This is a genomic window from Paraburkholderia sp. BL6669N2, from assembly GCF_003387275.1.
Taxonomy (GTDB): domain Bacteria; phylum Pseudomonadota; class Gammaproteobacteria; order Burkholderiales; family Burkholderiaceae; genus Paraburkholderia.
The window spans coordinates 2,133,309-2,146,312 of sequence record NZ_QUNA01000001.1 but is presented as its reverse complement, the minus strand read 5'-3'; the positions used below and the strand labels follow the sequence as shown (position 1 = coordinate 2,146,312).

Below are 13,004 nucleotides of genomic sequence, written 5' to 3'. Positions count from 1 at the left end.
GCGCAGCCCCGAGCGTTGATTTTGCTCGCAGTGTTCGTTTCGACGGTTGCCGGCCCTGCAGCCAAAGATCAGACCGCGCCTTCCGCCGCGGTCGCGATCCCAGTTGAATTCACCGCATCCTGCCGCATCACCAGCGCCTGCTTCAGCGCGTTCAGCGCGGACGAAAAGTGTCCGCGCCGCCACACCAGCAGCGTCTCGATCACGCCGATATCGGGCAGTTCATGCACCGCGATATTGCTGGCGTCGGTCTGTAAATTCAGCACCGACCGCGGCGCGACCGCCACCCCCGCGCCTGCGGCCACGCAGGCCACGATCGCGTGATAGGAGCCCAGCTCCAACACGCGCGCCGGCCTCACGCCGTGCTCCAGATACCACTTCTCGATATAAGACCGGTAAGCACAGCCGCGCTCGAACGCGATCAGCGTGGACAACGCAATGTCCCGAACGTCGCGAATCGGCCGATGCCCGCGCGGCGTCAGCATCACCAGCTCTTCCCGAAACACCGGCACCGACTCGAATAAATCGCCGAGCGTGGCCGGATCCAACGGCGTCGCCACCAACGCCGCATCCACTTCGAATTCGCGCACCCGCTCGATCAGCTTGCCGGTCGTGCCGGTCTCGAGTTCCAGCGCGACGGCGGGCCACTGCTGGTGATAACGCGCGAGCAGGGCGGGAAGACGCGTTGCCGCGACACTTTCCATCGTGCCCAAACGCAGCCGTCCGCTTGGACGATCCTCGCGCACCGCGTGACGCGCTTCATCCGCGAGCGCGAGCAGGCGCTCGGCATACGGCAGCAGCGTCTCGCCGGCGGGCGTCAGCACGAGACGGCGGCCGTCGCGGATGAACAGGTCGGTGCCCAATTGCTCCTCAAGCTGCTTGATACGCGTGGTAACGTTCGATTGCACACGATTGAGCTTGGCGGCAGCGCGCGTCACGCCGTTTTCCCGCACGACGGCGCGAAAAATGGTCAAAGCGGCGAGGTCCATGATTCTCTCTAGGCGATGGGTGATATCCGAATTATTCATTTTTCGTGATTGAAAGGTCAAGCTAGTATGGATATCCGCCATCCGACCCGTTGACTGCATTCATTGCCGCCGCCCATGAACGACCTCGCCTCCACCCCGCACGGCAGCTTCGCCGAACGCCACGCCGCCCGCCGCGCGGCGCTTGCCTGCATGGTCACGCTGGCCGTCGCGCTCGGCATCGGGCGATTCGCATTCACGCCGCTCTTTCCGCTGATGCTTCACGGCAGCGGATCCGGTCAGCCGCAGCTCGATATTCAGCATGGCGGCTGGCTGGCGTCGTTCAATTACGCAGGGTATTTCGTCGGCGCGGTCACGTGCGCGGCGCTGCGGATCGAGCCGGCGCGGATGGTGCGCATGGGGCTCGCCGCGACGGTGCTGCTGACGTTGGTGATGGGCGTGACTAGCCAGTTCTGGATCTGGGCGGCGGTGCGGTTTATCGCGGGCGCGGTCAGTGCCTGGACGTTCGTCTTCGCGTCCCAGTGGGGCCTGCGGCGGCTCGCCGAAATCGGGGCGCACGCGTGGGGCGGGGTGATCTATACGGGACCGGGCGTGGGCATTGTCGGCACCGGCTTGCTGGTCAGCGTGGCAGGCGGGTACGGGGCCGCCACCGGATGGATCGGGTTCGGGCTGATCGCGGCGATTCTGTCGGTCGTGGTTTGGCCGGTGTTCGGCACTGCGTCCGGCGGCGGAGAAAAGGCTCGAAGCGCTCGCATGGTCGGTTCCGGTAGTGGCGATCAGGCGCGTGCCGGCAAGATGAGCCAGCGTGTCGCCGGCCAGGCCGGCGCGACTGAACGCGCCGCAGTCCAGGGTGCAACCACCCACGCAACCCACCACGCCGACGCCCTCTGGCTCGTCCTCCTCTACGGCATCCCAGGGTTCGGCTACATCATCACCGCGACGTTCCTGCCCGTCATCGCACGTCACGCATTGCCCGGCTCGTCGTGGCCCGACCTGTTCTGGCCAATGTTCGGCGCGGCGCTGATCGTCGGCGCATTGCTGGCGGCGCGTTTGCCCGTTCATTGGGACAACCGCACGCTGCTGGCCGGCTGCTATGTGCTGCAGGCGTGCGGCATCGCCCTCGGCATTGTCCGGCCGACGGCGGCCGGCTTCTCGTTCGGCAGCATCCTGATCGGCCTGCCGTTCACCGCGATCACGCTTTTCGCGATGCGCGAGGCGCGGCGTCTGCGTGGCGACGATGCTGCCGGCCTGATGGGCTACGCGACGGCGGCCTACGGCGTCGGCCAGATCGTCGGCCCACTGGTTGCCGCGCCGATCGCCGAGCAGACCGGATCGTTTTCACCGGCCTTGTGGCTGGCGGCGGGGGCGTTGTTGGTGGGCGCGACCGGGCTAATCGTCGTCGCGCGCATGCCGCGCGGCCGGGGCCGCATGCCCGATTGCGGCTGCCACTGAGCGCACGTCGATAAAGGCGTTGCTGCCCACGCTGCAGCTAGCGGACAACAAATAACCGCAGCGCGCACTAAAATGACCGCTTTCCGTCATTCCAGCGCGCCCATCGCCGGACGCGCCGCCCGCCATGCAACATTTCGCGTCCGACAACTACGCCGGCATTTGTCCCGAAGCGCTCGACGCGCTGATCGCCGCCAACAACAGCGGCCACGAACCAGCCTACGGCGACGATTCCTGGACCAACCAGGTGTGCGACCGCCTGCGCGAGCTGTTCCAGACCGACTGCGAAGTGTTCTTCGTGTTCAACGGCACGGCCGCCAATTCACTGGCGCTCGCCTCGCTGTGCCAGTCGTATCACTCGGTGATCTGCCACGAACTCGCGCACATCGAAACCGACGAGTGCGGCGGCCCTGAGTTCTTCTCGGGCGGCTCGAAGCTGCTGACCGCGCCGGGCATCGGTGGCAAGCTCACGCCGGATGCGATCGAAGCCGTCGTCACGCGCCGCGCCGACATCCATTACCCGAAGCCGAAAGTCGTCACGCTCACCCAATCGACGGAAGTCGGCACGGTCTACAGCGTCGAGGAAGTGCGGGCGATCGCGGCGATCGCCAAACGGCGTCATCTGAAGGTGCATATGGACGGCGCGCGTTTCGCCAACGCGGTCGCGGCGCTGGACGTGCATCCGTCGGAGATCACGTGGCGCGCCGGCGTCGACGTGCTGTGCTTCGGCGGCACCAAGAACGGCTTGCCGGTGGGTGAAGCGGTGGTGTTCTTCGACCGCGCGTTGGCCGACGATTTCGCGTACCGCCTGAAGCAAGCCGGCCAGCTGGCCTCGAAGATGCGCTTCATTTCCGCGCCGTGGCTCGGCTTGCTCGACAACGACGTGTGGCTGCGCAACGCGCGTCACGCGAACGCGATGGCGCAACTGCTGCAAACGCGGTTGCGGGAAATTCCGGGCGTGAGCATCATGTTCCCCGGAGAATCGAACGCGGTCTTTGCGCAATTGCCCGCGCAAGCCGCCAAGGCCATGCGCGCGCGTGGCTGGAAGTTCTACGAATTCATCGGCGCGGGCGGGTGCCGGCTGATGTGCGCGTGGGATACGCAGCCAGAAACGGTCGAGCGGTTCGCCGCCGAGGTGCGGGAGTTGTGCGCGGCGTGAAAACCAGAAGCTAACGACAAACACGATCACACAAGACAACAAGACGTCCTCCTCGCCATGACCGATTACCGATTTTGCCCACGCTGCGCCACGCCTTTGACCGAGCGCGCCGACGCCGCACACGAAGGCGGCCGCATCCGTCAGAGCTGTCCTGATATGGCGTGCGGCTACGTCCATTGGAACAACCCGCTGCCGGTGGTGGCGGCGATCGTCGAATACGAAGGCAAGATTCTGCTGGCGCGCAATGCCGCCTGGCCGGAGGGCATGTTCGCGCTGATCACGGGCTTCCTCGAAAACGGCGAGACGCCGGAAGAGGGCATTGCCCGCGAAGTGTTCGAGGAAACCTCGCTGCACGCGGAGACGGCCGAGCTGATCGGCGTGTACGAATTCATGCGCAAGAACGAACTGATCATCGCGTATCACGTGAAGGCGTACGGCACGATTGCGTTGTCGCCGGAATTACTGGAGTACCGGCTGGTCGAGCCGGCCAAATTGCGGCCGTGGCGCGCGGGCACCGGCCAGGCGCTCGGCGAATGGATGCGGCGGCGCGGCCTGCCGTTCGAGTTCGTCGAAAGACCGGGGCAGTGAGCCGGTTGACTGGTTCGCCGATGAGCCGTGCTGGGCGAGTAGGGCAGCACGGCTCATATCTCCTGTCTGATCACGCGCCGTGAGCGAAGGTGCTCGCAGCGCATGGTGACCGAATCGCATTGACGAAACAAGCAGTCGCAGAACGTTTACGATAACGCCCGAGACGACCACGCCAGCATGAACAAACCCGCATCCGCCCCGCGCGGCGCCTACCCGCACTTCCTGACGATTCCGACCCGCTGGATGGATAACGACGTCTACGGTCATGTGAACAACGTCGTCTACTACAGCTACTTCGACACCGTGGTGAACGAGTATCTGATCCGCGCCGGCGTGCTCGATTTCGAGCAGGGCGAGACGATCGGCCTTGTAGTGGAGACGCAATGCAACTACTTCGCGCCGCTGGCGTTCCCCGACCGGATCGACGCGGGCCTGCGCGTGATACGGCTCGGCACGTCGAGCGTGCGCTATCAGGTCGGTCTCTTCAAGGAAGGCGAGGATCAACCCGCCGCGCAAGGACACTTCGTGCATGTGTATGTGAATCGTGTCACACGGCGCCCGGTGAATCTGCCCGCGCAATTGCGCGCGGCGCTCGAACCGCTGAGCGTCGCGGAACAGCCGGATTAGGCGCGTGCAGTCGTTCATCATCAATCTGCTCAACGGCGTCAGTTACGGCCTGCTGCTGTTCATGCTGTCGGCGGGCCTGACGCTGATTTTCAGCATGCTCGGCGTGCTGAATTTCGCGCATGCAAGTTTCTACATGCTCGGCGCGTATGTTGGATTTTCGGTGGCGGCGCGCGCGGGCTTCTGGAGCGCGCTGGTCGTCGCGCCGCTCGTCGTCGGGCTGATCGGCGCGGCTCTCGAGCGTTGGCTATTGCGGCGCGTGCGCGTGCAGGGCCATTTAGCCGAGTTGCTGCTGACGTTCGGCGCCGCGTATCTGCTCGGCGAACTGGTCAAGCTCGGCTGGGGCTTGAGTCCGCTGTCCGCGACCGTGCCCGCCGTGCTCGACGGGCCGCTTTTCACCGTCTACGGCGCGGCGTTCGCCCGCTACCGCGCGTTCATGATGGCGGTGTCGCTCGCCATGCTCGCCGTACTGTTCGCGGTGTTGCGCGTGTCGAAGGCGGGCCTGATCGTGCGCGCCGCGCTCACGCACGCGAGCGCCGTCGAAGCGCTCGGCCACAACGTGCCGCGCGTATTCACCGGCGTGTTCGCGGCCGGCACGGCGCTCGCCGCGCTGGCCGGCGTGATCGGCGCGCCGCTCTTCGTGGTCGAGCCGGGGATGGCGGAGTCGCTCGGCTCGATCGTGTTCGTGGTGGTCGTGATCGGCGGGCTGGGTTCGCTGACGGGTGCGCTGGCAGCGTCGCTGCTGGTCGGTTGCGTGCAGACGCTGGCTGTGGCGAGCAATGTGTCGCTTGGCGACGTCCTGTCGATTTTCGACGCAACGCTCCCCGCCGAATGGGACGCGCTGACGCTCGCGCAACTCGCGCCGCTGATTCCGTATCTGCTGCTGGTGGCGATGCTGGCGCTGCGTCCGCGCGGCCTGTTCGGACGGCGCGACGATCATGCGTGAGACCAACGAATCATCGGCGCTGTCCGCGAGCGCGCCGCGTGCGCTGTGGCGCTTGCTCGCGCCGTGGCTTGCGCTGCTTCTGTTGCTCGCCGTGCCGCCCTTCGTCTGGCCGCAAAGCTGGCTGCTCGCCTATCTCGCGCAGACCGCAACGATGATTGTGTTCGCGCTTTCATACAACCTGCTGCTCGGCGAGACGGGGCTGCTGTCGTTCGGTCATGCCGCTTACTCGGGATTGGGCGCGCTGGTGGCCGCGCAGGTGTTCAACCGGATCGGTGTGCCGCTCGCGCTGCTGCCGCTGGTCGGTGGAATTGGCGGCGCGCTGTGCGGCGTGCTGTTCGGCTTTATTTCGACGCGGCGCGCCGGCACGGCCTTCGCGATGATTACGCTCGGTCTCGGCGAACTCGTCGCGGCCGCGGCGTGGACGCTGCCTGACTGGTTCGGCGGCGAGGCGGGCGTGGCGATCGATCGCGCGAGCGGCGTGCCGCTGGGAAGCTGGAGCTTCGGCCCGGCGCGCGAGGCGTATGCGCTGATTGCCGTGTGGTGCCTGCTCGCGTGCGCGGCGATGTTCGCGCTTTCGCGCACGCCTTTCATGCGCCTCGCCAATGCCGTGCGCGACAACCCCGTGCGGGCCGCGGCAATCGGCTGCTACCCGCGTCGCATTCGCCATGGCGTCGTGGTGATGTCAGCGTTTTTCGCGGGTATCGCGGGGACGCTGGCGCTGATCAATGTGGAACTGGTGTCGACGGAAAGCGTCGGCATGATGCGCTCGGGCGCGGTGTTGATCGCCACGGTGATCGGCGGCACGGCGGCGTTTTTCGGGCCGGTCGCGGGCGCGGTCGTTCTGACGTTTTTCAGCGTCGCGGTGGCGAGCGTCACGCGAGCGTGGCTGTTCTATCTGGGGCTGTTCTTCATCGTGGTCGTGGCGATGTCGCCCGACGGATTGGCTGGCTTCGCGCAGCGTTTCATGGCGCGAGTGGCCGCGCACGGCTGGCGCCGCTGCGCCGCTACGTACTGGTGGGGCACGGCTGCCGCATTGTTGTGGACCGTGGCCGCCGTGCTCGCCGTGCAATGGGCCTACGCGGCGCAATTCGGCGCGAGCGACGGCGCGGCGTTCGATGTGCCGGGCGTGCCGTCGTGGATCATCGCGTCACCACTTTACTTCGGCACCACGGTCTTTGTGCTGGCCACGCTGGGCGCACTGACCGCGCATTACGCGAGGCGCGCTCAAGCGTTGCTCATGAGCCCGCGCTCAAGCGCCACGCCCACCGCCGGAGCCTCGCGATGATCCCCGCGCTCGCGCTCTACGGCATCGAAAAACGCTTCGGCTCGACGCGGATTCTGCGCGGCGTCGATCTCGCGATCCAACCCGGCGAGCGCCACGCGCTGATCGGTCCGAACGGCGCGGGCAAGTCGACGCTCTTCAATCTGATCGCCGGCGGCGCGCGGCCGAACGCGGGGCGCATCGATCTGTTCGGCGCCGAGATCACCCGGCTCGCGCCGGCCGCGATCACGCGTCGCGGGCTGGCACGCAGCTTCCAGAGCACCAGCGTGTTCACGCGGCTCAGCGTGTTCGACAACCTGCGCTGCGCGGCGCTGCTGGCTGAGCGCGACCGCACGCGCTGGTGGCAGCGTTTCAGCGGCTCGCCAACGGTCGACGCGCGCGCCGCACACGTGCTCGACGCGGTGGGCCTGAGCGAGCGCCGCCACGTTCAGGCCGGCACGCTCAGCTACGCCGAGCAGCGCGCGCTCGATCTCGGCATCGCGCTCGCGGGCGGCGCGCATACCTTGCTGCTCGACGAACCGACTGCCGGCATGAATCGCGCGGAAGCGGCGCGCACGGTCGAACTGATTCGCGAGACCACGGCGGGCCGCACGCTGCTGATGGTCGAGCACGACATGGATGCGGTCTTCGCGATCGCCGATCGCATTTCGGTGCTCGTGCAAGGACGCATCATCGCGAGCGGCACGCCGGCGGCGATCCGCGCCGACGAGACCGTGCGCGCCGCCTATCTCGGCGAAGGGTTCGGCACATGAGCGCCTTGCTCGAGGTTCGCTCGCTGAACGCATGGTATGGCGCGAGCCAGGCGCTGCACGGCGTCACGCTCAGTATCGAAGCGGGCGAAGTGCTGGCGCTGGTCGGCCGTAACGGCTCGGGCCGCTCGACGCTTGCACGCGCGATCATGGGCCTCGTGCGCAGCGAAGGCGAGCTGCGTTTCGCGGGCCGCCCGCTCAGTGGCCTGCGCACCTTCGAGATCGCGCGTCTTGGTCTCGGCTACGTACCGGAACATCGTGACGTTTTCCCGACGCTGAGCGTGCACGAGAATCTCCAACTCGGCGTCGCGCCACGGGATCGCGGCCGCGCGCCGCGCTTCACCTTCGACGACGCCTACGCGCTTTTCCCCGTGCTGCTCGAACGAAAGCGCGCGCGCGCGGGCGCGCTCTCGGGCGGCGAGCAGCAGATGCTGACGCTGGCCCGCGCGCTGCTCGGCGACCCGGATCTGCTCGTCATCGACGAACCCGGCGAGGGTCTCGCGAGCCTCGTGATGGAGCAGGTCGCGCAATGCTTGCGGACCTTGCGTGATCGCGGCGTGGCGATGCTGCTGATCGAGCAGCGTCTCGTGATCGCGCAGGACATCGCCAGCCGCGTCGCGGTGATGGGGCACGGCGAAATCGTGTTCGACGGCGCGCTCGCGTCGTTCTTGCAGCGGGGGGACGTGATGCGGGAATGGCTCGGCGTCGGTTGAGCGACTCACGTCTACTGGTGGCGCTTTATTGCGGCGCCGCACTGTGATGAGTGACCGTTGCGCTGTCCTTGCCGAATGCCTCTCACGTCGAACGAGTCGTTCGATCCGCGCAGAGCGCTCCGATAGCGCCAATCGTGCCGTTTGAATCCCATCTGTCCACACGCCGATCACGCCACGTGCACGCGGTTCTCCGCTCGGCCGCCGCAGCGATTCAAACGCTTGATCGTTTGGTGAGCGTCCTCCAGAAATCTTGTCGGCAGCGCGCCGACAAATAAAGACAATTGGGTAAAAGACGTGCGACGGGGCTTGCCGTTTAAAGCCGCTGTATGCGCGACGAACCATGTCGTGCCCGGCGCGCGAGAGGCGCATCGCGGCTTCAGGAGGAGACATCATGAGACAGAGACGCACATTGCATGTGGCGTCGGCGAACGATCCGCAGAAGTCCACGTACTCGCTGCAAGATTTGAAGTCGAAGCACGCGTGGTGGTATACGCCGATCTGCGTGAGCACGGCGTTGTTGACGGCCGCGCTGCTGATGTCCGCCTGCGCCGACGCCAGCTCGACAACCGGCGACGCGGCGTCGGCGCCATCCAATTCCGCGAACACGCCAGCCGGCGCGTCAAGCAACGAAGCGAGCACCACCGGCCGCAGCGCGAGGGCCGCCACAGCGCCGGACGCCGCGCTCGCCGCTCAACCTGCCGCGTCGACGCGTCCCTCACTCGAACTCGCCAAGGCCAGACAACTGGCCGCGGAGCAAAGCGTCGCCGCGCGCGTGCCCTCGGCGAGCGGGATGAGCGAGAAACGCAGCCGCCCGCTGACGCTGCGCGACTCCGGCATCGACGGCTCGCTGATGTTCGCGCGCGACGTCGACTTTCGCGTGACCGGCGATATCGGCTTCATGATTCACGACATGGCGGCGACGCTGAGCCCGGCGCGGCCCGGCCAGCCGATCGTATTCGACGATCCGACCAGCGTGACGATCAACGTCCACCGCGGCCATGTGACGCTCGACACGGCCAAGCTCACGGCAATCTTCAACCGTTACCTGTTCCAGTATCAGGGCTCGCCGCTGCGCAATATGCGCGTCGTGCCGCAGGACGGCGGCAATCTGCGCATCACCGGTGAAATGCATCGTGAGACGTGGGTGCCGATCGTGCTGAGCGGATCGCTGTCCATGCGCGATGCCGACGAACTCGTCTTTCACGCCGATCACGTCGAAGTGGCCGGTGTCGGCGCCGACAAGCTGATGCAGGCCGCGCACGTGAAGATGGCCGACCTGCTGAAAGTGGACACGCCGATCGCGCGTCTGGACGGCGACGACGTCGTGATGCAGGTGGCCAGACTGACGCCGCCGCCCGCGTTGCGTATGACGATCACGCAGATTGAAACGAGTGCTGCAGGCGTACGCTTCACGCTCGACGACCGTACCGTGCCGGGCATCGTCTGGCCCGCGACGATGCCCGCACGCGGCATGCTGGTGCAGGGCGGCGACGTCAAATTCATGCGCTCGATGCCGATGAACATCGACATGGCGCTCACGCCGGTCGACGGTGCAGGGCCCTTCGTGCTGGACCTGTACCACTATCGCGAGCAGATGGCGGCCGGCTATTTCACCTTCGACGAAGCGGGCGCGCTGGACGTGCATCTGCCGTCATATACGACGCTAGCCGGCGCGGACAAAGACACGCCTCTGCAAACAGGCAGCGCGAGTGCGCGCTTTAACGACAGCTTCATTCGCGCGCAGCAGGCCGCGCTCGCACAGGCGCGGCTCGTGTGGCGACACGCGCCGCAGACGGTGCGGACCGCATCGGTGGCGCGTGCGATTCCGGTCGGCACGCGCGCTGCATTCGCGGGGCAGAGCATGGCGACGCCGGATTCGGCTTTGAGCGACGAGCGTCGTTCGTCGGGACCCGCACCGCTGATTCACGTCGAGAATGTCGACTTCTACGTGGCGGGGCGCATCGGTTTTCACGTCCGCACGCTGGACGCGCAGATGGTGCCGAAAAAGGCGGGACAACCGGTCGATCTGGACGATCCCGATCAGTACGATATCCGTATCATCGGCGGCGAGGTCGTGGAGCCGTGGCCCGCGATGGCGGCGCTTTTCAACGACTATCTGCTCGACTACGAGCCGCGCTCGCTCAATGATTTGCAGTTGAAGCCGGTGGACGGCAAGCTCGAAGTGAGCGGCGGCATCAAGTTATGGAATCACTTTCCCGGTGTCTGGCTGCCGACCACGATGAGCGGCACGATTGTCGCCAGAGATGAGCGGCATCTCGTGTATGAGCCGACGTCGGTGAAGGTGCTCGGCGTGCCGCAGGCCGGCTTGCTGCGCGCGTTGGATATTCCGCTGGCGTCGCTCACGCCGTTCACGCGCAAGGGCGTCGCGCTGAAGGGCAACGAGCTGGAGTTCGATCAGTACACCGTGTTTCCGCCGCCGGTTTTGCAAGGGCGTCTCGCCGGCGCGACGGTTACCGACGAAGGTCTCGTGCTGAAGTTCAAGCGCGACGGCAACGTCGTCGCCGCGAGGCCGCCTGCGGGCGCGGGTAAGAGCTTCGTCTGGATCGAATCCGGCGACGTGAAGATGTTCAACTCGCTGGTGACGAATACGCGCACCTTCATCAAGGACAGTTCGAACCCTGGCGTGATGAAGTTCGATCTGTACGGTTATCGCAAGGACGTATCGAAGGGAACGGTGAAGATGGGCGAAGACGGCGGCCTGGACGTCGATCTGGCCGTTAGAAAATCACCCGCGCGGTGCTTCTTGAAAGCGCCGCGCGGGCTGCTACATCAAGCGTCCTTATTAATGATCCATTCGTGCGCCGGGTCGTTGCGGAAATGCCAGACTCGCTGTCCGCCCGCCATCACGTTCAGATAGTACGAGTCGTACCCATACGGCACGATCACCGGATGATAGCCACGCGGCACCATCACGACGTCGTGATTCTCGACGGCCATGGACTCGTCGATATCGCGCATGTCGGTGTACACGCGTTGAAACGCAAACCCTTGCGGCGGATCGAGCCGGTGATAGTAAGTCTCTTCGAGCGAACTCTCGTGCGGGACATTGTCGGTGTCGTGCTTGTGCGGCGGGTAGCTCGAAGCGTGTCCGCCGGGCGTCCTGACTTCCACCACCAGCAGCGACTCCGCGGGCTCGGTCTGCGGAAGAATGTCGCACACGTATCGCGTATTCAGCCCTTTGCCGCGTGTCGAGCGTTTCATCGAACCCGGCTCGATCAGCCGCGCCGGTAGTTCGCCTTTGGCCGGCGCGCTCGCCACGCCGATCTCGGCATCGCGGCAAGCGCGTACCGTGACCCGCACATTCGGCGGCAGATAGACCGCATACGGCGCGGCGTCTTCGAAGACGCTGTCGCGCGAACCCAGCGAACTCCATTTGGTGTCCGCGGTTTCGATATCCACTGCGCCCGTGAGCACCACGATGCACACTTCACGCGACGGTTCGAACACGTGCACAACTTCGTTTTCACCCAGCCGGTAAGCGGCAAAACCGACATAACGCCAGCACGCCGACTCCGGTGTCACTCGCGCGATCGTCTGGCCTTCGCGCTGCGCCTTCACCAATAAACTCATGCTGCCTCCTGCTGTGTGCCGTCGAGCGGCGCATCGACCAGCGCGCGCAATGTCTTGTAGCCTTTCTGCGCGTAGTCGAACGATGGCGCCACGACCGGATCCTGTTCGGCTTCCACCACCAGCCAGCCGCAATAACCGTGCCGCTTCAGGCGCTCGATGATCGCGGGGAAATTCACCGCGCCGTCGCCCGGCACCGTGAAGGCGCCGGCGATGACCGCGTCCAGAAAACTCCAGTTGCGATTGCGCGCGAGCTTCATGACGGCGGGGCGCACGTCCTTGCAGTGTACGTGGCAAACGCGCCCGATATGTTTGTCGAGCACGGCGAGCGGATCGCCGCCGGCAAACGTGATATGTCCCGCGTCGAACAGCAGGCCGACAGCGTCGCTGGTGCGTGCCATCAGTTGATCGACGTCGGCCGGCGTTTCGACATAAGCGCCCATGTGGTGATGGTAGGCGAGCCGCACGCCGCGGCTCAGTGTATAACGCGCGAATTCGTCGACACGTGCCGCATATTCGGCCCATTGCTTCTCGCTGAAAAAACGCGGGCGTTGGTACAGTGGTTGCGCTGCGCCCTGAATCGAATCGGCGACCTCGCCGTACACCATCGCCGTTGCGCCGTTTTGCGCGAGCAATTCCAGATGCGGGCCGACTTCCGCGATTTCTTCCTCGACGCTGCGTCGCGCGAGGCGTCCGGAATACCAGCCGGAAACCAGCGCGAGATCGTACTGCGCAAGCAGCGTCTTCAACGCCTGAGGCTCGCGCGGAAACTTGTTGCCGAGTTCGAAGCCTTGATAGCCGATCTGGCGGCCTTCCGTCAGCGCCACTTCGAGCGGCGTTTCGCCGCCGAGCGAAGGCAGATCGTCGTTCATCCACGAAAGGGGATTGATGCCGATACGTACGTCGAAAGCAGTCATGCGGGC

General features: G+C 65.7%; 12 protein-coding genes. 9 read left to right on the top strand and 3 right to left on the bottom strand.

Annotated elements, in window-relative coordinates; genetic code table 11:
- Positions 1 to 68: 68 nt before the first annotated feature.
- Positions 69 to 986, bottom strand: a complete 918-nt coding sequence (locus B0G80_RS09780; RefSeq protein WP_116117854.1) for a LysR family transcriptional regulator — start codon at positions 984 to 986, stop codon at positions 69 to 71.
- 114 nt (positions 987 to 1,100) lie between these two features.
- Here B0G80_RS09780 and B0G80_RS09775 point away from each other — a divergent pair, with 114 nt between their 5' ends.
- The 9 genes from B0G80_RS09775 to B0G80_RS09735 all read left to right on the top strand — a co-directional run bounded on the left by B0G80_RS09775 (position 1,101) and on the right by B0G80_RS09735 (position 11,371).
- Complete coding sequence (locus B0G80_RS09775) at positions 1,101 to 2,435, top strand: YbfB/YjiJ family MFS transporter (RefSeq protein ID WP_116117853.1); 1,335 nt, start codon at positions 1,101 to 1,103, stop codon at positions 2,433 to 2,435.
- 124 nt (positions 2,436 to 2,559) lie between these two features.
- Positions 2,560 to 3,591, top strand: coding sequence for a low specificity L-threonine aldolase (locus B0G80_RS09770; protein WP_116117852.1), 1,032 nt, complete (start codon positions 2,560 to 2,562; stop codon positions 3,589 to 3,591).
- 57 nt (positions 3,592 to 3,648) lie between these two features.
- A complete protein-coding gene (locus B0G80_RS09765; protein WP_116117851.1) occupies positions 3,649 to 4,179 on the top strand; it encodes an NUDIX domain-containing protein in 531 nt (176 codons plus the stop codon).
- 177 nt (positions 4,180 to 4,356) lie between these two features.
- Positions 4,357 to 4,806 carry a thioesterase family protein gene (locus B0G80_RS09760; protein WP_106283674.1) on the top strand — a complete coding sequence of 150 codons (450 nt, stop codon included), beginning with the start codon at positions 4,357 to 4,359 and terminating at the stop codon, positions 4,804 to 4,806.
- Positions 4,807 to 4,810: 4 nt separating this feature from the next.
- On the top strand, positions 4,811 to 5,749 hold the full coding sequence (locus tag B0G80_RS09755; protein ID WP_116117850.1) for a branched-chain amino acid ABC transporter permease: 939 nt from the start codon (positions 4,811 to 4,813) through the stop codon (positions 5,747 to 5,749).
- Positions 5,742 to 7,034, top strand: coding sequence for a branched-chain amino acid ABC transporter permease (locus tag B0G80_RS09750; RefSeq protein ID WP_116117849.1), 1,293 nt, complete (start codon positions 5,742 to 5,744; stop codon positions 7,032 to 7,034). The genes B0G80_RS09755 and B0G80_RS09750 overlap by 8 nt, the downstream gene beginning before the upstream one ends.
- Positions 7,031 to 7,783 (top strand): ABC transporter ATP-binding protein, encoded by a 753-nt coding sequence (locus tag B0G80_RS09745; RefSeq protein WP_116117848.1) that lies wholly within the window; start codon positions 7,031 to 7,033, stop codon positions 7,781 to 7,783. Before B0G80_RS09750 ends, B0G80_RS09745 begins: the two co-directional genes overlap by 4 nt.
- Complete coding sequence (locus B0G80_RS09740) at positions 7,780 to 8,493, top strand: ABC transporter ATP-binding protein (protein WP_116117847.1); 714 nt, start codon at positions 7,780 to 7,782, stop codon at positions 8,491 to 8,493. The genes B0G80_RS09745 and B0G80_RS09740 overlap by 4 nt, the downstream gene beginning before the upstream one ends.
- Before the next feature lie 391 nt (positions 8,494 to 8,884).
- Positions 8,885 to 11,371 carry a hypothetical protein gene (locus B0G80_RS09735; protein ID WP_258878867.1) on the top strand — a complete coding sequence of 829 codons (2,487 nt, stop codon included), beginning with the start codon at positions 8,885 to 8,887 and terminating at the stop codon, positions 11,369 to 11,371.
- On the opposite strand, the gene iolB is transcribed toward B0G80_RS09735, so the two are convergent.
- Both iolB and iolE read right to left on the bottom strand, forming a co-directional pair.
- Positions 11,284 to 12,084 (bottom strand): 5-deoxy-glucuronate isomerase, encoded by an 801-nt coding sequence (gene iolB / locus B0G80_RS09730; protein WP_106283668.1) that lies wholly within the window; start codon positions 12,082 to 12,084, stop codon positions 11,284 to 11,286. The two genes, B0G80_RS09735 and iolB, sit on opposite strands and share 88 nt — an antisense overlap.
- Entirely contained in the window at positions 12,081 to 12,998 is a 918-nt protein-coding gene (gene iolE, locus B0G80_RS09725; RefSeq protein ID WP_116117846.1) for a myo-inosose-2 dehydratase, read from the bottom strand. Before iolE ends, iolB begins: the two co-directional genes overlap by 4 nt.
- Positions 12,999 to 13,004: the final 6 nt, after the last annotated feature.